Here is a 21,125-nt window from a genome sequence, read left to right as displayed (position 1 = left end):
GCTGCCTCCGCAACAGCTCCGGCCGGCCGGCCCGTCCGTATCCCTCGCCCGGACGGACGACGCCCTCGTCACCCTGCGTGAGTGTGACCGGGCGTCAGCTCGCCACCCCGTTCTCCTGGGCCGCCTCGTTGCAGGCGCCGCAGTTGGGGCAGACCACGATGGCGTCGAAGATGGCATCCACCGCGCGCGCACCCTTGATCAGCAGGAACGTGCACGCCCCGCAGAGCAGGTTGATGTTCCCGAAGCTGAAGAACAGCGGGCCGACCTGGCTGTCGTCCTCACGGCGGATGACCGGCCGTCGCTCCAGCTGCGGGTCGCGCACCACGAGCAAGGTCTCCACGATCACGTCACCACTCTCACCCGGGCATCCCCAGATGTGGCTAGGGACCAATGGCCCGAAATAGTCACTTCTCGGGACCTTCGGCACTCAATCGGCCGTCCCCCTTGCGCACCGGCGCGCCTCCCCTACTCTCGAAGTCCAACACATGCTCGGGGGGAGCGATGGTGGGGAGATGGGAAGCGTTGACACCCATGCCGCTGGGGGGCGGCTGAGGGACCAGACGCTGAGCGAGTTCCTGATCGCGAGGCTCGAGGAGGACGAGGCGGTCACGCGCGCCTTCCTCGAGGCGGACGACCCGGAGCTGCTCAGCCCGACGATGCGGCAGGCGCTGACCGCGGCGCTGGAGGCCTGTCGATCGCGACAGCGCCTGGTGCTCGCGCACGTCGCGGCAGGCCACCAGGACTGCCGGTGCGCCACGCTGCGGATGCTCGCTGCCGGGCTCGGCTACGACGGAGGCGACCTCCGGGGCCGCCGGGACTGACCTGGCCGGCGCACGCCGGCCGCGCGGAGGAGGCGCCGTGGACGACATGGACGCGGCGCTGTCGCACGCGCACGAGCACGCGGGCGCCTGGCTCGCGTCTCTGACCGACCGTCCGGTGACTCCGCAAGCGACGGTCGACGAGATCGTCGCCCGGCTCGGTACGACGCTGCCCGACGACCCCACTCAGGCCGCCGAGGTCGTCGACCTGCTCGCGGCCGCCTGCGAGCCCGGTCTGACCGCGATGCCCTCGGGCCGGTTCTTCGGCTTCGTCATCGGCGGCACCCACCCGGCGGCGCTGGCCGCGGACTGGCTGACCAGTGCCTGGGACCAGAACAGCGCCCTGCGCGCGGTCACCCCGGCCCACTCGGCCGTGGAGGACCTCACCAGCCGGTGGTTGCTGGACCTGCTCGGACTGCCCGCCGACAGCTCGGTCGGGTTCGTCACCGGCGCCACCATGTCCAACTTCACCTGCCTGGCCGCGGCCAGGGACGAGATGCTGCGCAGGTCCGGGTGGGACGTCGCCCGCGACGGCCTGGTCGGCGCCCCACCGCTCCGGGTGCTGGTCGGCGCCGAGCGCCACGACACCATCGATCTGGCGCTGCGCTACCTGGGGCTGGGCGCACCGGAGCCGGTGGCCACCGACGAGCAGGGTCGGATCGACGTCGAGGCGCTCGCCGCTGCCCTCGCCGCCGGCCCACCCGGGCCGGCGATCGTCGCGCTGCAGGCCGGCAACGTCCACTCGGGTGCCTTCGACGACTTCACGGGGGCGGTGGCCGTCGCCCGCCGCCACGGTGCCTGGGTCCACGTCGACGGCGCCTTCGGGCTCTTCGCGGCGGCCTCACCCCCGCACCGCCACCTGGTGTCGGGCTACGCCGGGGCCGACTCCTGGACCACCGACGCCCACAAGACGCTCAACGTGCCCTACGACTGCGGGCTGGCGATCGTCCGGGACGCCTCGGCACTCAGGGCCGCGATGGGCATGCACGGCGACTACCTCATCCAGGCCGAGGGCGACCCGTTCGAGAAGGTGCCGGAGGTGTCCCGCCGGGGGCGCGCGGTCCCCGTCTGGGCGGCGCTGCGCGCGTTGGGACGCAGCGGTGTGGCCGACCTCGTCGACGGCTTCTGCAAGCACGCATGCACCTTCGCCGAGGGAATCGGCCGGATCGAGGGCGCCGAGGTGCTCAACGACGTGGTGTTCACCCAGGTGTGCGTGGCGTTCGGGGACGACGAGCGCACCCAGGCCGTCGTTCGCGGCGTGCTCGAGACCGGCACCGCGTGGATGTCCGGCTCCCGCTGGCGTGGCCGCGCGGTGCTGCGCATCTCGGTGAGCAGCTGGGCGACGACCGGGGACGACGTGGAGCGCAGCCTCGAGGCGCTGCGGCAGGTGGTCGTCCGGGTGTGAGCGGCGGTCGAGCCGGCGCTCAGGTCAGCCGGAACTCCACCTTCCGTGCGACGAGGTCGGCCCGGGTCAGCTCGACCCGGACGTCGGTGCCGAGGGGCAGCGGCCCCGATCCCCGCACCGTCGCCTCGACCGCAGGGTCCCGGATCGTGACGACGCCCCGAGTCTCGTCGCGGTGGTCGACGTCGACCACGACGGCCTCGAACCGCTCCCCCACCCGGTCCTTGAGGACCCCGGCCTCGACCAGGTCGAGGATCGCCGACTCGTAGCGGTGCGCTCGGCGGCCGGACTCCTGGAGCACCTGGGGCAGCGCGTGCAGCTCCCCGAGCACCCAGCCCGGGACCGCCACGCCGGCGCAGAGGGCTACGCAGACCTCCCCGGCGTAGCGGTCGCCGAGCCGGCGCAGCGGCGCGGTGACGTGGGCGTACTCCGAGGCGAGCGCCGAGTGCTGCGGATCGGCGGGCACCTCGCCGTCGAAGGCGACGTAGCCGCTGCCGCGCAGCAGGCGGGTGCACGCCGTGACCATTGCGGCGTGGGCCGGCCTGGCGGGGTCGAGGGACCGGATGAAGTCCGGGTAGGGCTGCTCGGCCGGCCAGTCGACGTGGAGCGCCCGGGCCGTGCGGTGCAGGCGCGCGACGTCGCGGGGGTCCGGCGGAGGCAGCGTTCGCAGGAGGCCGGTGCGGGCGGTGACCATGAGGGACGCGGCCGCGAACCCGGTGAGCAGGGAGATCTGCGCGTTCCACTCCTCGACGGGCAGCAGGGTGCGGTACTCCAGCTCCCAGACATCGTCGGAGACGTCGACCTCCTGCTCGGGCAGGGGCAGCGACACCCCGCCGCGGGCGGCCTCGCGCGCCAGCCGGAGCGGGCCCACCTCGGCGAGCAGGCGCAGCGACTCGTCGGCGCTGCCCTCGTCGATCATCCGCTGGGCGCCCACGTAGTCCAGGCGGGCCGTCGAGCGGACCCTGGCCCGCTCGACGGTGACGTCGGTGCCCTCACCGGTCGCATCGACCCGGAGGGTCCACAGCAGCGCGGGCCGGACCTGGTCTGGCAGCAGGGACGCGGCGTCCTCGGACAGCGCGGTCGGGTGCAGCGGGACCTTGGAGTCGGCGCCGTAGAGGGTCTCCCCCCGGCGGTGCGCCTCGAGGTCCACGGGGTCGCCCGCGGTCACGAACGCCGCGACGTCGGCGATGGCGTAGTGCACGACGTAGCCGTCCCCGTCCCGTTCGAGGTGGAGCGCCTGGTCGAGGTCCATCGAGCCGGGAGGGTCGATCGTCACGAACGCGATGTCGGTGCGGTCGAGGTCGGGCAACCGGGGGGCGGCTGCCGCCCTACGAGCGGCCTGCTCGACGTCCGCGGGGAAGGCCGGCGAGACCTCCAGCTCGGCCTGGATGCCGGCGATCCCGGCGCGCAGACTCGTCGCCGCGACGCCCTCGGCCCGGCGGAGGTGCACCACTCGGCTGCTCGGCATGAGAGGCACCCTAGCCTTGACCCGTGCTGATCGTGCTGCCTCCGAGCGAGGGCAAGTCCGTCCCGTCCCGCGGCAAGCCGCTCGACCTGCCGGGTCTCAGCTTCCCCACCCTCGGCCCCGCCCGCGAGTCCGTCCTCGACGCGCTCGTGGGGCTGTGCTCGGGCGACCCCGACGGCGCTGCCCGCGTCCTCGGCCTCGGCGGGACCCAGGCCGACCTGGTGGCCCTCGACGCGCGGCTGCGCACCGCGCCGACCGCACGCGCGGACCGGGTCTACGCCGGGGTGCTGTACGACGCGCTCGACGTGGCGACCCTCTCGGCGGCAGCGAAGCGCCGGGCCGGCTCCCGGCTCGCGGTCACCTCGTCGCTGTTCGGACTGGTCCGACCGCCGACCGGATCCCGGCGTACCGGCTCTCCGGCGACACCACGCTCCCCGGCCTCGGGCCGGTGGCCGGGGTGTGGCGGGACGCGCTCGGCCCCGCGGTAACCGATGCCCTGGGCGACGGCCTGCTGGTCGACCTGCGCTCCAGCACGTACGCCGCGTTCTGGCGGCCGCCGGCCGAGCTCGCCTCGCGGGTGGCGACCGTGCGGGTGCTGCACGAGGTCGACGGCAGGCGCCAGGTGGTCAGCCACTTCAACAAGGCCACCAAGGGCCGCATCGTCCGCGCGGTCCTCGAGGACGGTGCCGCGCCGCGCACCCCCGGCCGGCTGGCCGACCTGCTCTCCGACCTGGGCTGGAAGGTGGAGCTGGGCGAGCAGACCCGCAAGGGCACCCAGCTCGACGTGGTCGTCGACCAGGTCTGACCGATCGCCGGCGCTACCAGCGCGCGCCCGCGGCGAACACGTCGTTGCCGGGCGGCAGTGCGTTGTACATGCGCAGCGACGCGCGCTGCTCGGTGCCGTCCTTGCCGCCGCGGAAGAACGAAAGCACGGTCACCGACGCCGGCGACAGCTCCATCCGGAAGACCGCCGACAGCGGAGCGTCCACGGCGTGCGCCACCAGGGTCTTGATCGGCGTCACGTGGCTGACGACCACGACCGTCTTGCCGCCGTGCTCGTCGAGCAGCCGCTGCAGGCCGTCGAGGACCCGCCCCTCCACGACCCGGAACGACTCGCCCCCACGCGGGGCGACGTCCAGAGACCCCAGCCAGGCGTCCAGCTCTTCGGGGTGCTGCTCGGCGACCTCGGTGAACGTCATGCCGTCCCAGGCGCCGAACTCCATCTCCGCGAAGCCGGGCTCCACCTGCACCGGCCGGCCCAGCAGCTCCGCCACGATCTCGGCGGTCTCCTGGGTGCGGCGAACCGGCGAGGAGATCACCGCGTCGACCGCCTCGGCGAGCGGCGCCAGCCACGAGCCGACCGCCCGTGCCTGGTCGCGTCCCTCGTCGCTCAGCCCGGGGTTGGCGCTGGCCAGGCCGCCGGAGAAGCGCTTCTCGACGGTGTGCGCGGTGACCCCGTGGCGCACCAGGATGACCGTCGTCGGCTCGCCCCCGGCGCCGACCAGCCCCGCGACGGGACGCCGGCCGGGGCCTCCCCGGGACTCTCGATCTCCTCGATCAGCGAGTCGGCGTCCGGGTTCTGCCCCAGGTAGGTCACCCCGCTGCGCGTGCCGTCGAGCGCCTCGTTCACGAGCCGGTCGGCGTGCCTGTTCCGCTCCCGCGGCACCCAGGTGTACGTCGTGCCGAACGGCGCCAGCCGGCTCGCCTCCTGCGCCAACGGCCGCATGTCGGGGTGCTTGATCTTCCATCGCCCCGACATCTGCTCGACGACGAGCTTGGAGTCCATCCGGACCTCGACCTCGGCCTCGGGCGCGAGCTGCTCGGCGAGCCGGAGGCCGGCGATCAGCCCGGAGTACTCCGCGACGTTGTTGGTCGCGACCCCGATCGCGGTGCCTTCCTCCGCGATCACCTCACCGGTCTCGGCATCCTTGAGCACGGCGCCGTACGCCGCCGGGCCCGGGTTGCCGCGCGAACCGCCGTCGGCCTCGATCAGCACCGAGCGGTGCTCGCGCCGCTCCTCTGAGACGTCCGATGGCGCCGCGGCGCCGGATTCGTTCGCCTCGCTCACAGGCCTGACTCGGAGGTGCGGACCAGGATCCGCGAGCACTCCTCGCAGCGGATCACCTCGTCGCTCGGGGCCTTCTTGATCACGCTGAGCTCCGCGGCGTCGATGCCGAGCTGGCAGCCGGTGCAGCGACGCTGGTGCAGCGCGGCGGCGCCGACCCCGCCCTTCTGGGTCCGGAGCTTCTCGTAGAGGGCCATCAGTCCTCGGGCAGGCCCTCGGCGGCCGCGCGGCGGTCGGCGCCGAGCTGGGTGAGGGTGGCGTCGATCTCCGCCAGCTTCTCGTCCCGGGCCGTGGCCAGCGCCGCGAGCCGCTCGTCGGCCTCGGCCACCTGGGCGCTCAGCGCGTCGAGGTTGCCCTGCGCGTCCTCCAGGCGGGCCATCACCTCGAGCTCGTCGTCCTCGAGGGAGGTGATGCGCCGCTCCAGGGACTGCAGCTCGTGCTGCATCCGCTCGAGGTCCTTGGGGTTGGTGATCAGTCCCTGGTCCATCCGGTCGCGGTCCCGGACGCGGCGGGCCTTGACCTGCTCCACGTCGGCGTCGACCTTCCGCTGCTCGACGATGAGGTCGTCGGCCACGATGCGGGCGTCGCGCGCCTGGTTCTCCAGCGACGTCCGGCCGGCCTGCAGCGCGGCGATCTCGGCCAGCTCCGGCAGGTTCGCCCGCTGGTGACGCAGCTGGTCGGCGCGCTGATCGAGCCCCTGGACGTCGAGCAGCTTCAGTTGGGCGAAGGGATCGGCTTTCAGCGTGGGCTCCTCGGTCGTGACGCTCAGGTCCGGGACGGCTCGGGACGGAAGGTCCAGGGGTCGGTGCAGCGGGTGCTCACCAGGGTCTCCACCGTATCGCCCAGCGCCTCGGCGACGCGTGCCCGGACCACCGGCAGCCAGGTCCACTCGGCGGCCCAGTGCGCCACGTCGACCAGCGCGGGCCCGTCCTTCTCGAGGAACTCCGCTGCCGGGTGGTGGCGCAGGTCGCTGGTCCGTAGACGTCCGCGTCGCTGCGCAGCACCGTGTCGAGCAGGAAGTCGCCGGCTCCCCCACACACCGCGACCCGGCGTACGACACGGTCGGGGTCGCCGGACACCCGCACGCCGTGGGCGGTGGCGGGCAGGGCCGCCGCGACCGTCTCCGCGAAGCCCCGCAGCGTGGTGTCCGCGACGCTGCCGATCCGTCCGGCCCCGGTCGCCGCCGTCCCGGGGTCGGCGAGCTCGACGAGGTCGTACGCCGGTTCCTCGTAGGGGTGGGCGGCCATCATCGCCGCCACGACGGGCGTACGACGACCTCGCGGCAGCACCACCTCGACCCGGACCTCCGCGACGACCTCGGCGTGCCCACCGAGCCGATCGTCGGCGACGAGCCCGCCAGCGGTCGGAAGCGCCCCTCCCCCCGGCGTCGAGAAGGAGGCCTGGTCGTAGTCACCGATCCGTCCGGCCCCGGCCTCGGCGAGCGCCCCGCGGACCCGTCGGCCTCCGGCACCGGCACGTAGACGGTCAGCTTGTCACGGGGCCGTCCCAGCCGGCCACCAGCGGCGCCAGCCCGGTCAGGCCGAGGGCGGTGGCGAGGGCCTCGGACACCCCCGCCGACGGCCCGGTCGGCGTTCGTGTGGGCCGTGAGCAGGGCACAGCCGGCTCCGGCGAGCGTGGCCAGGGTGCGGCCCTTGGGGGCGGTCGCCGCGAAGCCGTGCACCGGCTTGAGGAAGAGCGGATGGTGCACGACGAGCAGGTCGGCGCCCCACTCCGCCGCCTCGTGGGCCACCTCTGGGGCCGGGTCGACCGCGAACATCACCTTGCCCACGTTGGCCGCAGGGTCGCCGTACACCAGCCCGACGGCATCCCACCCGTCCGCCGTGGCAGGCGGGTACCACCCGTGGAGCAGGTCGACGAGGTCGCTGAGCGTGGGCATGCCGGCGAGGCTATCGCCGACCCGTCGCCTGTGGGCGGGCGATCTAGGGTCGAGGCATGTCCGTCGTGAAGATCAACGCCATCTCCGTCCCACCGCAGGCCCACGAGGAGCTGGAACGACGCTTCTCGGCCCGCGCCCACACCGTCGACGGCGCCAGCGGCTTCCTGGGTTTCCAGCTGCTCCGCCCGGTCAAGGGCGAGGACCGCTACTTCGTGGTCACCCACTGGGCCGACGAGGAGTCCTTCGCCGCCTGGCGCGACGGCGACGCCAGGCAGGCCCACGCAGGCGAGGGGACGAAGCCGGTCGCCTCGGGCGCGGACCTGCTGGAGTTCGAGGTGGTCCTCGACGTGAAGCCCGGCGGCTAGTTCACCTGGCGGTCGCGGCCCTCCCAGTAGGGCGCGCGCAGCTTGAACTTCTGCAGCTTCCCGGTGGCCGTGCGCGCCAGCACCTCGCGGAACTCGATCGACGTCGGGGCCTTGTAGCCCGCGGCCTTCTGCTTGCACCACGCGATCAGCTCGGCCTCGGTGACCTGGGAGCCGTCCGCGAGCACGACGAGCGCCTTGATGGTCTCGCCCCACTTCTCACTGGGCACGCCGATGACCGCGACCTCGGCGACGTCGGGGTGGGAGAAGAGCACGTCCTCGACCTCGATGGACGATACGTTCTCGCCGCCGGTGATGATCACGTCCTTCTTGCGGTCGCTGATCGTCAGGTAGCCGTCGTCGCCGATGACACCGCCGTCGCCGGTGTGGAACCAGCCGTCCTCCAGCGCCCGCGCCGTCTCCTCCGGCTGGTCCCAGTAACCCTCGAGCACCACGTTGGAGCGCGCCAGCACCTCCCCCTCGTGCTCCCCGGGACCCCCGATGTCGAGGCGTACGCCGAGCGCCGGGACCCCGGCGCGGGTCAGCTTCGCGGCTCGCTCCTCGGTGGAGAGGCCGTCCCACTCGGCCCGGCTGCGGTTGACGGTGAGCAGCGGGGAGGTCTCGGTGAGGCCGTAGATCTGGATGAACTCCCAGCCCAGCTCCTCCTCGACCCGGGCGACCGTCTTGGTCGGCGGCGGCGCGCCCGCCATGATGATCCGGACCCGGTCACGGCCGGGGATCTCGCCCTCCCAGTCCTGGGCGGCCTCGAGCACGGCGGCCGCCACCGCGGGAGCGGCGCACATGACCGTGACGCCGTGCTGCTCGACGCGGCGCAGGATCTCGGCGCCGTCGATCTTGCGGATCACCACCTGCTTGGCACCGAGGCCGGTCATCGTGAACGGCATCCCCCAGCCGTTGGCGTGGAACATCGGCAGCGTGTGGAGGTAGACGTCGCGGTCGGTGACTGCGGTGTGCAGCCCGAAGGTGACCGCGTTGACCCAGATGTTGCGGTGCGTGATCTGCACGCCCTTCGGCCGGGCGGTCGTGCCGGAGGTGTAGTTGATGCACGCGGTCGCGTTCTCGTCCGGTTCCCACGGTCGCGGCTCGCTGCCCTCCGGGGCGAAGAGGTCGTCGTCGTTCCCGAGCACGAAGCGGTGCTCGGCGGTGACGTCCGCGAGCTCCTCGTCGAGCTCGGGGTCCACCAGCAGCACCCGGGCTCCGGAGTGCTGGACGATGTAGCGGACCTCGTCGGGGCGCAGCCGGAAGTTGACCGGCACCAGCACCCGCCCGAAGCCGGTGACCCCGAAGAACGACGTCAGCAGCCGGGCGCTGTTGTGGCTCACGATCGCGACGCGGTCACCGACGCCGATGCCGAGCTCGTCGAGACGGGCGGCCTGGCGCCGCGCGAGCTCGCCGATCCGGGCGTACGTCAGCTCGCCGCCGCCGAGCGGCGGGGCCGGCTGCATGGGCTCGTCGACCACACCCACGCGGTCGCCGTACACCTGGACGGCGCGGTCGATGAAGTCGGAAACGCTGAACGGGACGAACATCCCCACCTCCTGGGTCGTGACGTGCGCCACTCTAGTCAGCGTGAGGTGGGCCGGCGGTTGGCTCGAGCCCGGCCACCGGCTCGACACCCCATCTCGATGAGAGTCCTCTCATCGTCGTCTCACGCGACCCCCACGATGGGGCAGGATCGTGAGCGCCATGAATGCGCTGGTGAAGACCCTGATCGCACTCGGCCTCGTGCTCCCGCTGGGGCGTACGTCGCCGGGTCCCTGGCCGCGGTCGGGGCCGACGACCCGCGCCCCCACGACACGATCGTGATCCGCGACTCCCCCACCCGCTCCGCGTCGCCCGATGTCCGGCCCAGCCCCTCAGCCCGGTCGACCCCGGACGACCACGGCAGGCCGGAGGTGGTGACACCCAGCGTGCACGACCTCGGCGACGACCACGGGGTGACCGCGGCGGGCACGGCGGCCACGGCTCCACCGGCGGCGGGCACGACTCCAGCGGCGGCGGGCACGGCAGTGACGACTCCGGCGGTGGTGGCCACGGCTGAGGCACCGACCCCTCGCACCGACGCCCGACCGGCACGGTCGGGCGTCTCCGTGCGCACCCGGATCACCGCCGCGGTCGCCCTCCTCGTGCTCGTCACGCTCACCGCGGCGGGCGCGATCGTGTACGTCATCGAGTCCCAGCGCATCGACGAGCGGATGAACGCCCAGGTCGACCACGAGATCGCCGAGCTCACCAAGCTCCGGGCGGAGGGCGTCGACCCCGCCACCCAGCGGCCGTACGCCGGCGTGGCCCCGCTGCTGCGCGGCTTCCTGGCGAGCAGGGTGCCCGACGAGAACGAGATCCTGGTCGCGTGGCTGGGCGGAAGGGCGCGCTACGTCAGCGCCTCCGGCACCGACGAGGCCTACCTCGGCAGCCGGGAGTTCCGTGACACGGTCGCGCCCCTGGTCGGCCGCAACAGCACCGTGCACGTGCAGGTGCCGTCGTACGGCGACGCGCTGGTCACGGTCCAGACGGTGCGCAGCCCGCGCTCGACCGGGGCGCTGGTGGTGGTGACCTACCTCGAGAAGGCCCAAGCCGACCTGATGGCGACGATGCGAACCTACGCGATCGTCGCCTTCCTCTCGCTGCTCCTGGTCACGGCGTTCGCGGGCTGGCTGTCCGGGCGCCTGCTCGCGCCGCTGCGCACGCTCCGCGAGACCACGGAGGAGATCGGCGAGACCGACCTGTCGCGGCGGCTCCCGGTGCGCGGCAACGACGACATCACCGCACTGACCCGGACCGTCAACGGGATGCTGGCCCGGCTCGAGGAGGCGTTCGCCGGGCAGCGGCGGTTCCTCGACGACGCGGGCCACGAGCTGAAGACCCCGCTGACGGTCCTGCGCGGACACCTCGAGCTCCTCGACAGCGGCAGCCCGCAGGACGTGGTGGAGACCCGCGAGCTGCTGCTGGAGGAGGTGGACCGGATGTCACGCCTCGTCGGCGACCTGATCCTGCTCGCGAAGAGCGACCGCCCCGACTTCGTGACGACCCGGCCCGCCGACCTCTCCCGGCTCACCGAGGACCTGGTGGTCAAGGCCCGCGGGCTCGGGGACCGGGACTGGCGCCTCGACGGGATCGCCGAGGTCAAGGTCGTCGTCGACGAGCAGCGGATCACCCAGGCCGTGCTCCAGCTCGCCGACAACGCCGTGAAGCACACCGAGCCCGGGGCCGTCGTCGCGATCGGGTCGTCGTACGACGGCACCGGCACCGCCCGGATCTGGGTCCGCGACACCGGGCCGGGCGTGGCCGCCGCCGACCGGCGCCACATCTTCGAGCGCTTCGGGCGCGGCCGGGTGCCCGAAGGAGACGAGGGATTCGGCCTCGGGCTGTCCATCGTGACTGCGATCGTGGAGGCACACGCCGGCACCGTGGCCGTCGAGGACGCCGAGCCGCACGGCGCGACGTTCGTGATCACCCTGCCCGTCGCCGGGGCGGCGACCGGAGCGGGCGCAGACCCCGACAGCAGCGAGGAGACACCGTGGCCCGCATCCTGATCGTCGAGGACGAGCCGCGGATCGCGTCGTTCGTGGCCAAGGGGCTGCGGGCCGACGGCCACGTGGCGACGGTCGCGGCGGACGGGCACGCGGGCCTGGACGAGGCACTCAGCGGCAACCACGACCTGGTCGTGCTCGACATCGGCCTGCCGGGGATCGACGGCTACGAGGTGCTCGAGAAGCTGCGGGCCCAGGGGTCGGCCGTGCCGGTCATCGTGCTGACCGCGCGTGACTCGGTCACCGACACGGTCTCGGCACTCGAGGGCGGGGCCGACGACTACGTGCCCAAGCCGTTCCGCTTCGCCGAGCTCCTGGCCCGGATCCGGCTGCGGCTGCGCTCGCCCGGGGGGCTGACCCGGGTCGCGCGACGGGGCGCTTGCCGCCGGCGGGGTGCACCTCGACCTGCGGACCCGGCGTGCCACCGTCGACGGCAGGCAGGTCGACCTGTCGGCGCGGGAGTTCGCCCTCGCCGAGATCTTCATGCTCAACGCCGGACAGGTGCCTCCCGGGAGCAGCTGCTCGACCAGGTCTGGGGCTTCGACTTCGACCCGGGCTCCAACGTGGTCGACGTCTACGTCGGCTACCTGCGGCGCAAGTTCGGGTCGCCCACGATCGAGACCGTCCGGGGCATGGGCTACCGCTTCAGCTTGTGAGGCCGGCACGCACGACACCGGCCCCGCGGGGTGCGGGGCCGGTGGTGGGTCGTGCTCAGCGGCGGCGGTCGTCGCCTCCGTGCCGTCCGCGGTCGTCGTGGCCGTGGCGGTGGTGGTGTCCGCGGTGGCGGCCGTTGTCGTCGTGCCCGTGACGGTGGTGGTGCCGCCCGTCCTCGGCATGGTCACGACCGCGGTCGTCGACCGTGCGCACCACGGCCGACGTGTCGTCGCCCCGGTCGGAGCCGTCGTGGGCGAACGCGGTCGGTGCCTGCGTCGCGACCAGACCTGCAGTGAAGATGCCGGCGACCGCCAGCGACCCGATCGTCATGAGCCTGTCCATGGTGTGTCCTCTCGTCCGGGCCGTGGCCCTCGGTGTGCTGTCGAGAGAGACGATGCCGAGCGCTCGTGAGCGGCCCGTGAGGCCGCGATGAGAGGGCTCTCACGGCCGTGAGCGGCGTCAGGACAGGTGCTTGAGGGCCTCGCGCCGCGACAGCGACGAGATGCGCCCGTCGAGGCGCGCCACCTCGGCGCGGACCCAGTCCGGGTCGGTGCGGGCCAGGTCGCGCAGTGCCCAGCCGATGGCCTTGCGCAGCCAGAACGACGAGTCGTCGACGTTCGACTCGATGGCGTGCCGCATCAGGTCGCGGTCGGTGGCGGCGCGCCGCCCGAGCTGGCAGATGACCGCCGTACGCCGCAGCCACAGGTCGCCGCCGGTGGCCCAGCCGCGCACCACCGGCGTCATCTCCTCGGGGTGCAGCGCGAGCACCGCACCGGCCAGGTGCACGGCCACGTCGTCCACGAGGTCCCACCAGGCTCCGGTCACGACCAGGTGCTCGATCAGCGGGACCAGGTCCGGGTCCCGCCACGCGCGGGCGGTCCGGTGCTTGGCGAGCGCCAGCGCGGCGTACCTCTCCTCGCGGTGCGTCGCCTCGTCCCACAGGGTCCTGACGGTCGCCTCCCACACGGCCCGGGACGCCGGGGCGTAGCCGGTGAGGAGGGGCCGGAGCAGCGCGGTGAGCTCCGGCGACGTGATGCCCCGGTAGGGCATCGCAGACTTCATGTACCGCTGCTGCGCGACCGCCCGCTCGGGATCGCCCGTCGCGGCCAGGGTGTCCTGATCGCGCGGACGAGAGCGAGGTCCGGGGCGGTCACGGGTGGAGCGTAGAGCGGCCGCCGCCCTCGGCGGCGGCCTCAGGCTGCGTTGTAGTGCACCGCGACGAGGTGGTGGCACAGCAGCGGCAGGCTCAGCTTGGTCCAGGTGAAGGCCTCGAGGAACTCCACCAGTTGATCACCCGTCGGTCTTCCGGGTCGGCGAGACGGGGCGGGCCCTCCCAGGGGCCGACGTCGGCGCCGGGAACGCTCCCCAGCAATGACACGAGCTCGTGGCGATCGGCGGCCGCGACCACCCGCCGCGCCACCAGCCGCGCGGCAGGCTTCGCCAGGTGAAGGGGGTGAGGGCAGCGATCACTGCTGCCACCGACTCGTCTTGTGGGCTGCTCTGCACCGGGACTCCTTGCGTCCGTTCGTGGTCACCCCGCGACGACGTAGATACCCGGCCTGCGCCGCCTCCAAACCAGCGCAGGATGTGACCGGCGCGACTGAGCACCTCGCGCGCGAGACGCCCGGCCGTGCGTCTCGTAGCCTGCGGGAATGGCCACCTTCGTGCTCACCGTCGTCGGCGACGACCGGCCCGGTCTCGTCTCAGCCCTCTCGGCGCCGATCAGCGCACACGGTGCGAGCTGGGAGCGCAGCCAGATGTCGCGGCTGGCGGGCAAGTGCGCCGGGATCGTGCTGGTGACCGTGCCGGACGACGGTACGACGCGCTGGCCGCGATCTCACGGCGCTGGACGCCCAGGGGCTCCAGGTGGCCGTCGAGCGGGTGGACCAGCCGCCGAGCGTGAGTCGCTGCGCCTGCACCTCGAGCTGCTCGGGGCCGACCACCCGGGCATCGTGGGCCGAGATCTCGGCATCGCTCGCCGCACGGGCGTCAGCATCGAGGACCTCAGCACCGACGTCCACGAGCCCCGATGGCCGGCGGGACGCTCTTCGAGCCCGCGCGGTTCTCCAACGCCCCGGCGACCGCGAGCACGGACGGACTGCGCTCGATGTCGAGGGGCTCGCCGACGAGCTGATGGTCGAGATCAGGCTGTCGGACGACTGACGTCTCCCCCGCCCTTGCGACTGACTACCCGAAGGCGGCCGGACGACTCCTCGAGCGCCCGCCGGGCGGCGTCGTCGTCGTTGAGGAAGTTCGGCAGCAGCTCCTCGTGTCGTAGTAGCGGTGGAAGACGGGGGTCTGCGAACCGGACATGGGCGGAACGATCCAGCTCCAGTCGGTCGGGCACGAGCGCCCCGCCCGCTCCTCCCTCTCCAGGTGCGTGAGGAACCGGTCGGACTCGGTGTGGTGGTCGGTGATCGTCACGCCGCTCGTGCGGAAGGAGTGCAGCACCGCCCGGTTGATCTCGACCAGCGCCCGGTCCCGCCACAGCGTCGACTCGTTCGAGGTGTCCAGCCCCATCCGCTCGGCCACCACCGGGACCATGTCGTAGCGCACCGTGTCGCCGAGGTTGCGGGCCCCGATCTCGGTGCCCATGTACCACCCGTTGAACGGCGCCGCGGGGTAGGAAACTCCGCCGATGACCAGCCGGCTGTTGCTGATGACCGGCACCGCGTGCCAGCGCAGGCCCAGGTCGTCGAAGCAGGCCAGCTCGGGGTGACGGAGCTCGACCTCGTGCACCACCTCGTCGGGGAGGGGGAACATCCGCGCACCCTCCTCGGCCGTCTCCACGACGAGCGGGAGCACGTCGAAGGCGCTGCGCGGCTCGGGCGGCGGCCATCCCCGCAGGATCATTTGGCGGGTGAAGTCCAGGTAGCGCGGGTCCCCGAGGACGGATCCGTCGGCCTGGGGGTAGCCGGCGTACCGGATGAGCTGCTCGTTCCAGATCCTGGGTGCCGGCCGGCCGGGGGCCTCGGGAGCGAAGATGCTGATCATCGGGCGGAGCTTGCCGCCGTTGTACGCCGCGCAGAGGTGCTCGAAGCAACGCTGGGCGACTCCGGCGGCGCTGGACACGTGGCGCAGGTCACGCACCTGCAGGCTGCGCCAGTAGAGCCGGCCGATGCAGCGGGCGTTGTTGCGCCACGCCACGCGGGCACCGAAGGCCAGCTCCTCCGGGGTGTGCCGGTAGGTCCCGGTCGCGTCGACCTCACGCCGGACCTCGTCGAGCCGGGGCTCCACCGGCCCGGCGTCGGCGTTCTCCGCGTGGAACATCCGCAGGAAGTCCTCGGCCTCGGCCGGATCGACCTCGCTGGGAGCGGTGTCCCTGCCGGGCGCGGGGCCGCGCAGCGGGCCGACACCCTGACCCGGGTCGTGTGGCGCGCCGTGCGCGACCGGGCAGCCGGAGACGGGCGGGGCCGCCTCGGTCGGCTGGCCGCCGGATCGGCGGAACCAGCCGGTGATGCCCCGCCGTCTGCGGTCCTCCCGGGCCCGGTGGCCCGCCTGGCGCGCGACCAGCTGGCGGGTGCCGACCCCGATCACCACGATGGCGGCGCCGAAGGCGCCGGCTGCCAGGGGTTGGCCGGTCGGGACCCATCCGAGGTCGGTGGACCCACCTGGTGTGCCTGCTGCGAGGCCGACGACGGCCAGTCCGAGCATGCCGGACAGACGCGCCGGCCTGTCGGCCGGGCTCGAGTGGGCGCGGTCGATCTGTCGGTGTTGCGTATTCATGTCACTCCCTCGGAAGACGTGATCCCCGCATCCACCCGGTCCAAACCCCGGTCCAGACAATTTCTGAACTCGAGCGTGACTTCCACGGGCGTGGGAGGGTTCGGCGCGTGAGAAGCGACCAGGGGCCGTTCGACCGTGTGATCCGCTCCGACGGCTCGTCGCTGCGGGTCAGGTGCCGGCCACGCGGGAGTGAGCTGCGGGACCTGACCGACCGTGCCGATCCGATCAACTGGCTCACGGTGCTGCCCGGCCTGCTGGGGCTGCTGGGGTGGCTCCTCCATCTCACCGTCTTTCGACGCCAGTGGATCGTGTCTGCCGAGCCCGTCGACCGATCGAGTCTCACCGGGAGCCTCCGGCTGGACGGCCTGAACAGATCCGAGGCCGAGACGGCCTTCTCGTCGCTCGTCGAGTGGCTCGACAGCGGACAGCGCCTCGAGGCCTTCACCACCGTCGGCCGTTGAGCCCCACAACGCTCAGGCGTTGGCTGTCAAGGCTTTCGCGAGTCGCTGTCGCAACCGCAGGAGCCGGCGTTCGGTGCGTAGTCGGCGACCGCGCCGGTCGTGTCCGTCCGGATCCGGCAGCAGGCCGTCAGTTGTTCCCTGAGCTCACGTCGAGCGCGCTGCACCCGTGACTTCATGCCGGACACGGAGATGCCGAGCTGCTCCGCTGCCTCCCGGTGGGTCTGCCCGTCCAGGTCCACGCGGGTCAGGGCGTCTCGAGCGGTCGCGTGCAGCCGACCCAGCATCGGCTGCAGACACCTGGCGAGCTCACGAGTGGCGTCGTTGGGGAGGTTCCCGGAGGTGTCCGGCGCGGGCCAGCGGTCAAGGTCGAAGTCGCCGTCGAACCGGCGGCGAGTCCGGTAGTGGTCGATGATCGCGTTGCGGGCCACCCGGTAGAGCCAGGCCGAGACGTCGTCCACCCGGTCCAGCGCCCCCGACGCGATGCTGCGTACCACGACGTCCTGGCTGATGTCGGCGGCCAGCTCCGGATCCCCGACCCGTGCGGCGACGAAGCCTCGCAACCGGGTCAGGGTGTCGTCCCAGTCCTGGTCGCGACGACCTGGGGTGCTCTCGGTCCGTGAGTCCGACATCGGCCAACCTCCGCCACGTTCATCGTAGAAGACGAACCAGCCGGGTGATGGACGCAACCAGGGCCAGGTGCAGCCACGTGCGTCCCCGGGCGCGTGGCTTCGTCTACAGGGGTTGCCTGCGCAAAAGGCGGAGGCAGGACCCCGAGGAGTTCCGATGTCCACGAGCCGCATCCAGCTCGCACTCAACGTCGCCGACATCGAGGCGGCCACCACGTTCTACGCCGACATGTTCGGGGTCCAGCCGGCCAAGGAGCGACCAGGCTACGCGAGCTTCGTCGTCGCCGACCCCCCGCTGAAGCTGGTGCTCTTCGAGAACCCGCGTGCCGCCTCCCCGCTCAACCACCTCGGAGTGGAGGTCGCCTCGACAGCCGCCGTTCGCGCCGCCACCCGCCGGTTCAGCGACGCCGGCCTCGCGCACACGACCGCCGAGGTGGACGTCTGCTGCCACGCCGTCCAGGACAAGACGTGGGTCGAGGCGCCCGACGTGCCGCTCGGCGCCTGGGAGTTCTACACCGTGCTCGACGACAACCCCACGGAGCAGACATCGACCGGGGCGTGCTGCACCGCAGGCTCGGACGACGCCACCCCCTGCTGCGCCGGCAGCGCCCAGGAGTCCTGAGATGGCCGCGCCGACGACGGTCGTCAGGGCCGAGGCTCCCGTGCAGGTGGAGGTGCACCTGCTCGGTGGCTTCCAGGTCCGGGTCGACGGCCAGGCCCTGCCGCCACACCACTGGTCGCGCCGCCACGGCGCGGCCCTGGTGAAGCTGCTCGCCCTGGCACCGGGCCGGTGCCTGCATCGTGAGCAGGTCATCGACGCCCTGTGGCCAGATCTGCGCATCGACCGCGCCGCGCCCCGCCTGCACAAGGCAGCGCACTACGCACGCCGCGCCATGGGTCACCGCTCGGCCGTCGTCCTCGACGCGGAAACCGTGCGGTTGTGCCCCGACGACCACGTACAGATCGATGGCGCCCGATTCCAGCAGCAGGCCGAGTCAGCGGTCGCCGACGGGAGCATCGCAGCGGCGAAGGCGGCGTTGGCGTTGTACGGCGGCGAGCTGCTGCCCCAGGACCTCTACGAACCCTGGGCCGAGGAGTCACGTCAGCACCTGAGTCGCCTGCACGCCGAGCTGCTGCAGCAGGCCGAGGACTGGCACCAGGTCCTGGCCACCGACCCGACCAACGAACCCGCCCACCTCGCGCTGGCCCAGCGCTACCTCGACCGTGGCGACCGGCCGGCGGCGCTGCGGCAGCTCGACGAGCTCGACCGGGTCATGCGCGACGAGCTCGGCCTGGGACCGGGTCAGCGGGCGGAGGAGCTGCGTCGGCGCGCCGCCTCGGTGCCCTCGGACCGACCCTGCTGCCCAGTCGCTGCCGAATGGGTGACAGTGGGCGCATGACGCACGTCGGCACCACGTCCCTGCGCGCCGAGTTCGCGGCACGCCTCTCGGCCCTCTACGGCACCGAGGTTCCGGCGTACACGACCCTGGTCGAGGTCGCCCATGACGTGAACCAGCGAGTGCTCGACCGCGACGGTGCCGCGGCCGAGCGGCTCGGCACCATCGCGCGGGTCACCCGCGAACGGCACGGTGCGATCCGCGTCGGAAGTCCCGAGGAGCTTGCCCAGGTCGCGCGGGTCTTCGGGGCACTGGGGATGCAGCCCACCGGCTTCTACGACCTGCGGGACGCCCAGCCGCAGGCGATACCCGTCGTGTCGACCGCGTTCCGGCCCGTCGACCGCGACGAGCTGGCCAGGAACCCGTTCCGGGTGTTCACCTCGATGCTGGTGCCGGAGGACCGCCGGTTCTTCGACTCCGACCTGGAGCAGCGGCTCAAGGCGTTCATCCGCGCCCGCTGGCTGTTCCCCGACGAGCTCATGGGGCTCGCAGACCAGGCAGAGGCCGAAGGGGGCCTGGATCGGGTTGCAGCGGATCGGTTCCTCGACCTCGCCGCCGGCGCGTTCGCCCTCTCCCCCGAGCCGGTCGACCGCGCCTGGTACGCCGAGCTCGCACGGGTGTCCGGCGTCGCCGCCGACATCGGCGGCGTGACGACGACCCACATCAACCACCTGACCCCGCGCGTGCTCGACATCGACGACCTGTACCGGAGCATGCAGGCCCGCGGCATCACGATGATCGACCGGATCCAGGGTCCGCCGCGGTGGGAGGGCCCCGACGTGCTGCTGCGGCAGACCTCGTTCCGCGCGCTCGACGAGCCACGGCTGTTCCGCGACCCCGACGGGAGCGTCTCGCAGGGTGCGCTTCGGGTGCGCTTCGGTGAGGTCGAGGCTCGTGGCATCGCACTGACGCCCGCAGGCCGTGACCTGTACGACGCTGCCGTGGCGACCGTGGACCAGCGAGCCCGCGGGGGCGCGAGCGACCGTGACGAGATCGCGGGCGAGGTGTGGCGGGAGCTGATGCCGCCGAGCGAGCGCGACCTGTGGCAGCGCGGCCTGGGCTTCTTCACCTACCGACCCAGGGACGACCATCCGGCCGCGGCGCCACCGGAGTCGCTGGCCGAGCTCGTCGACAGTGGCTGGCTGGAGCCCGAGCCGATCGTCTACGAGGACTTCCTGCCCCGCTCCGCGGCGGGCATCTTCGCCTCCAACCTCACCGACGCCGGGTCGGTGGCGGCCGAGCAGGGCGGCGCCGAGCGCGACGCCGGGTGGCTGGCCGAACGCATCGGGCGTCCGGTCCACTCGCCCGAGGAGCTCTACCGGGCTGAGAGCGCCGCCTCCCTGCGGGCGGCAGGCAGCCGGCTCGGCGTCGAGCTGACGGACGTGGACCCCGTCCGACGCTAGTGGGGCCGGGACGCGGCCGGAGCAGCCGGCGTCCGAACCCTAGGCTGATCGCATGAGCGCGACCACCGCCGCACAGGAGCTGCCCCACTCCCCCGGTCGGTGCCCGCACAATGATGCCGGCACGGGTCCCGCGCTCGTCTCCGTCGGCTGACGCGCGAGCGGATCTCGTGCGCCTCGACACCCGGGTCATCATCATCGGTGGCGGGCAGGCGGGGCTGGCGACCGCGTTCTACCTGCGGCGGGCCGGGCTCACGCCCGGCGAGGACTTCGCGGTCCTCGACGCCGGCGCCGAGCCCGGCGGCTCCTGGCCGCACATGTGGGAGGGCCTCAGGCTCTTCTCCCCCGCGACGTACTCCTCGCTGCCCGGCTGGATGATGCCCGCCTGGGACGAGAGCAGGCTCGGCTTCCCGCCCCGCACCCACGTGGTGGACTACCTGACCCGCTACGAGGCGCGCTACGACCTGCACGTGCTGCGTCCGCACCGGGTCACCTCCGTGGCCCGCGCCGACGACGACCCAGAAGGCCCGATGACGGTGGCGGCGGGCGAGGTGACCGCGGCGGCGAGGTTCGTCGTCTCCGCGACCGGGACCTGGGACCGACCGTTCTGGCCGGCGTACCCGGGGATGCGCGAGTTCCGGGGACGGCAGCTGCACGCGGCGCAGTACCAAGCACCCGGCGAGCTCGCGGGTCGACGGGTGGTCGTCGTGGGTGGCGGCAACTCGGCCGCACAGATTCTGGCCGAGGTGTCGAGGGTCGCTGAGACGACGTGGGTGACCGTCCGACCGCCGGGGTTCCTGCCGACGACGTCGACGGCCGGGTGCTCTTCGCCACCGCGAGGGCACGCATCCGGGCCCTGAGCGAGGGGCACGAGCACAGCGGCGTCGCGGGACTCGGTGACATTGTCATGGTGCCGAGCGTGGTGGACGCCCGCGAGCGCGGCGTCCTCGAGCCCCACCCGATGTTCACCCGGCTCACCCCGACCGGAGTCGCCTGGGCGGACGGCACCGAGCGGGCCGCCGACGCGGTGATCTGGTGCACGGGGTTCCGGCCGGCCCTGCGCCACCTGACGGGGCTCCGCCTGCACGGCGAGGCCGGCCGGGTCGAGGTCGGCGGACCCTCCGGGACCCGGGTGCGGCGCGAACCGCGGCTCTACCTGGTCGGGTACGGCGACTGGGTCGGCCCCGCGTCGGCGACGCTGGCCGGCGTCGGCCCGTCCGCCCGCGACACGGCAAACGACATCATGGCTCGGCTCTGAGCCCACTCCCGGGCCGGCCCGCTGGAGCAGGCCGACCCGAGGT

Annotated in this window: 24 protein-coding genes and 2 pseudogenes; 13 read left to right on the top strand and 13 right to left on the bottom strand. The window is 73.0% G+C overall.

What is annotated here, in order from left to right:
* Positions 1 to 94: 94 nt before the first annotated feature.
* Entirely contained in the window at positions 95 to 346 is a 252-nt protein-coding gene (locus H0S67_RS09705) for a hypothetical protein (RefSeq protein ID WP_180936405.1), read from the bottom strand.
* 166 nt (positions 347 to 512) lie between these two features.
* Here H0S67_RS09705 and H0S67_RS09700 point away from each other — a divergent pair, with 166 nt between their 5' ends.
* Both H0S67_RS09700 and H0S67_RS09695 read left to right on the top strand, forming a co-directional pair.
* Positions 513 to 821 (top strand): hypothetical protein, encoded by a 309-nt coding sequence (locus tag H0S67_RS09700; RefSeq protein WP_180936404.1) that lies wholly within the window; start codon positions 513 to 515, stop codon positions 819 to 821.
* Positions 822 to 867: 46 nt separating this feature from the next.
* Positions 868 to 2,223 carry a pyridoxal phosphate-dependent decarboxylase family protein gene (locus H0S67_RS09695; protein WP_180936851.1) on the top strand — a complete coding sequence of 452 codons (1,356 nt, stop codon included), beginning with the start codon at positions 868 to 870 and terminating at the stop codon, positions 2,221 to 2,223.
* Positions 2,224 to 2,242: 19 nt separating this feature from the next.
* Here H0S67_RS09695 and H0S67_RS09690 read toward each other — a convergent pair whose 3' ends face one another.
* Positions 2,243 to 3,688 (bottom strand): RNB domain-containing ribonuclease, encoded by a 1,446-nt coding sequence (locus tag H0S67_RS09690; protein WP_180936403.1) that lies wholly within the window; start codon positions 3,686 to 3,688, stop codon positions 2,243 to 2,245.
* Positions 3,689 to 3,711: 23 nt separating this feature from the next.
* On the opposite strand from H0S67_RS09690, the pseudogene yaaA reads away from it, so the two are divergent.
* Positions 3,712 to 4,490: pseudogene (gene yaaA / locus H0S67_RS09685) on the top strand (peroxide stress protein YaaA).
* A gap of 13 nt (positions 4,491 to 4,503) precedes the next feature.
* On the opposite strand, the gene H0S67_RS23430 reads toward yaaA, so the two are convergent.
* The 6 genes from H0S67_RS23430 to H0S67_RS24880 form a co-directional block, all read right to left on the bottom strand.
* On the bottom strand, positions 4,504 to 5,151 hold the full coding sequence (locus H0S67_RS23430) for a histidine phosphatase family protein (RefSeq protein WP_219635600.1): 648 nt from the start codon (positions 5,149 to 5,151) through the stop codon (positions 4,504 to 4,506).
* A complete protein-coding gene (locus tag H0S67_RS23425) occupies positions 5,076 to 5,681 on the bottom strand; it encodes a reverse transcriptase-like protein (RefSeq protein WP_246355261.1) in 606 nt (201 codons plus the stop codon). Before H0S67_RS23425 ends, H0S67_RS23430 begins: the two co-directional genes overlap by 76 nt.
* Before the next feature lie 68 nt (positions 5,682 to 5,749).
* Entirely contained in the window at positions 5,750 to 5,947 is a 198-nt protein-coding gene (locus tag H0S67_RS24895; RefSeq protein WP_246355260.1) for a C4-type zinc ribbon domain-containing protein, read from the bottom strand.
* Complete coding sequence (locus tag H0S67_RS24890; RefSeq protein ID WP_246355259.1) at positions 5,947 to 6,639, bottom strand: zinc ribbon domain-containing protein; 693 nt, start codon at positions 6,637 to 6,639, stop codon at positions 5,947 to 5,949. The genes H0S67_RS24895 and H0S67_RS24890 overlap by 1 nt, the downstream gene beginning before the upstream one ends.
* On the bottom strand, positions 6,569 to 7,042 hold the full coding sequence (locus tag H0S67_RS24885) for a Nif3-like dinuclear metal center hexameric protein (protein ID WP_246355258.1): 474 nt from the start codon (positions 7,040 to 7,042) through the stop codon (positions 6,569 to 6,571). Before H0S67_RS24885 ends, H0S67_RS24890 begins: the two co-directional genes overlap by 71 nt.
* Positions 6,997 to 7,647 carry a Nif3-like dinuclear metal center hexameric protein gene (locus tag H0S67_RS24880; protein ID WP_246355257.1) on the bottom strand — a complete coding sequence of 217 codons (651 nt, stop codon included), beginning with the start codon at positions 7,645 to 7,647 and terminating at the stop codon, positions 6,997 to 6,999. The genes H0S67_RS24885 and H0S67_RS24880 overlap by 46 nt, the downstream gene beginning before the upstream one ends.
* Before the next feature lie 56 nt (positions 7,648 to 7,703).
* Between H0S67_RS24880 and H0S67_RS09655 the strand changes: the two genes are divergently transcribed.
* Positions 7,704 to 8,012: an antibiotic biosynthesis monooxygenase family protein gene (locus H0S67_RS09655; RefSeq protein WP_180936401.1), complete on the top strand. Its 309-nt coding sequence runs from the start codon at positions 7,704 to 7,706 to the stop codon at positions 8,010 to 8,012.
* Here H0S67_RS09655 and H0S67_RS09650 read toward each other — a convergent pair.
* Positions 8,009 to 9,589 carry an AMP-binding protein gene (locus H0S67_RS09650; RefSeq protein ID WP_246355256.1) on the bottom strand — a complete coding sequence of 527 codons (1,581 nt, stop codon included), beginning with the start codon at positions 9,587 to 9,589 and terminating at the stop codon, positions 8,009 to 8,011. The genes H0S67_RS09655 and H0S67_RS09650 overlap by 4 nt on opposite strands.
* Before the next feature lie 243 nt (positions 9,590 to 9,832).
* Here H0S67_RS09650 and H0S67_RS09645 point away from each other — a divergent pair, with 243 nt between their 5' ends.
* Positions 9,833 to 11,563 carry a sensor histidine kinase gene (locus H0S67_RS09645; RefSeq protein WP_246355255.1) on the top strand — a complete coding sequence of 577 codons (1,731 nt, stop codon included), beginning with the start codon at positions 9,833 to 9,835 and terminating at the stop codon, positions 11,561 to 11,563.
* A complete protein-coding gene (locus tag H0S67_RS09640; RefSeq protein WP_246355254.1) occupies positions 11,548 to 12,216 on the top strand; it encodes a response regulator transcription factor in 669 nt (222 codons plus the stop codon). Before H0S67_RS09645 ends, H0S67_RS09640 begins: the two co-directional genes overlap by 16 nt.
* Positions 12,217 to 12,271: 55 nt before the next feature.
* On the opposite strand, the gene H0S67_RS09635 is transcribed toward H0S67_RS09640, so the two are convergent.
* A complete protein-coding gene (locus tag H0S67_RS09635) occupies positions 12,272 to 12,556 on the bottom strand; it encodes a hypothetical protein (RefSeq protein ID WP_180936400.1) in 285 nt (94 codons plus the stop codon).
* Positions 12,557 to 12,673: 117 nt separating this feature from the next.
* Entirely contained in the window at positions 12,674 to 13,324 is a 651-nt protein-coding gene (locus tag H0S67_RS09630) for a DNA alkylation repair protein (RefSeq protein ID WP_219635693.1), read from the bottom strand.
* A gap of 542 nt (positions 13,325 to 13,866) precedes the next feature.
* Here H0S67_RS09630 and H0S67_RS28055 point away from each other — a divergent pair.
* Positions 13,867 to 14,019, top strand: a pseudogene (locus H0S67_RS28055) (ACT domain-containing protein); the annotation flags it as partial.
* A gap of 382 nt (positions 14,020 to 14,401) precedes the next feature.
* Here the strand turns inward: H0S67_RS28055 and H0S67_RS09625 are convergent.
* A complete protein-coding gene (locus H0S67_RS09625; protein WP_180936399.1) occupies positions 14,402 to 15,868 on the bottom strand; it encodes a nitric oxide synthase oxygenase in 1,467 nt (488 codons plus the stop codon).
* Positions 15,869 to 16,047: 179 nt separating this feature from the next.
* Here H0S67_RS09625 and H0S67_RS09620 point away from each other — a divergent pair, with 179 nt between their 5' ends.
* Complete coding sequence (locus H0S67_RS09620) at positions 16,048 to 16,401, top strand: hypothetical protein (RefSeq protein ID WP_180936398.1); 354 nt, start codon at positions 16,048 to 16,050, stop codon at positions 16,399 to 16,401.
* A 26-nt stretch (positions 16,402 to 16,427) separates the two neighbouring features.
* Here H0S67_RS09620 and H0S67_RS09615 read toward each other — a convergent pair whose 3' ends face one another.
* Positions 16,428 to 17,030, bottom strand: a complete 603-nt coding sequence (locus tag H0S67_RS09615; RefSeq protein WP_180936397.1) for a sigma-70 family RNA polymerase sigma factor — start codon at positions 17,028 to 17,030, stop codon at positions 16,428 to 16,430.
* Between the two features lie 154 nt (positions 17,031 to 17,184).
* On the opposite strand from H0S67_RS09615, the gene H0S67_RS09610 reads away from it, so the two are divergent.
* From H0S67_RS09610 to H0S67_RS23410, 5 genes are all read left to right on the top strand, one after another.
* Positions 17,185 to 17,649, top strand: coding sequence for an ArsI/CadI family heavy metal resistance metalloenzyme (locus H0S67_RS09610; protein WP_180936396.1), 465 nt, complete (start codon positions 17,185 to 17,187; stop codon positions 17,647 to 17,649).
* 1 nt (position 17,650) lies between these two features.
* The gene (locus H0S67_RS09605) at positions 17,651 to 18,427 is read left to right on the top strand and encodes an AfsR/SARP family transcriptional regulator (protein WP_180936395.1); all 777 of its coding nucleotides are present in this window, start codon (positions 17,651 to 17,653) and stop codon (positions 18,425 to 18,427) included.
* Positions 18,424 to 19,827 (top strand): 2-oxoadipate dioxygenase/decarboxylase, encoded by a 1,404-nt coding sequence (hglS, locus tag H0S67_RS09600; RefSeq protein WP_180936394.1) that lies wholly within the window; start codon positions 18,424 to 18,426, stop codon positions 19,825 to 19,827. Before H0S67_RS09605 ends, hglS begins: the two co-directional genes overlap by 4 nt.
* 167 nt (positions 19,828 to 19,994) lie before the next feature.
* The gene (locus tag H0S67_RS23415; protein WP_219635598.1) at positions 19,995 to 20,684 is read left to right on the top strand and encodes an NAD(P)-binding domain-containing protein; all 690 of its coding nucleotides are present in this window, start codon (positions 19,995 to 19,997) and stop codon (positions 20,682 to 20,684) included.
* On the top strand, positions 20,645 to 21,082 hold the full coding sequence (locus H0S67_RS23410; protein ID WP_219635597.1) for an NAD(P)/FAD-dependent oxidoreductase: 438 nt from the start codon (positions 20,645 to 20,647) through the stop codon (positions 21,080 to 21,082). Before H0S67_RS23415 ends, H0S67_RS23410 begins: the two co-directional genes overlap by 40 nt.
* Positions 21,083 to 21,125 lie beyond the last annotated feature (43 nt).

Origin of the sequence: Nocardioides ungokensis, from assembly GCF_013466985.1 — a bacterium.
Taxonomy (GTDB): domain Bacteria; phylum Actinomycetota; class Actinomycetes; order Propionibacteriales; family Nocardioidaceae; genus Nocardioides; species Nocardioides ungokensis.
This window is presented reverse-complemented; position numbering and strand designations above follow the sequence as displayed.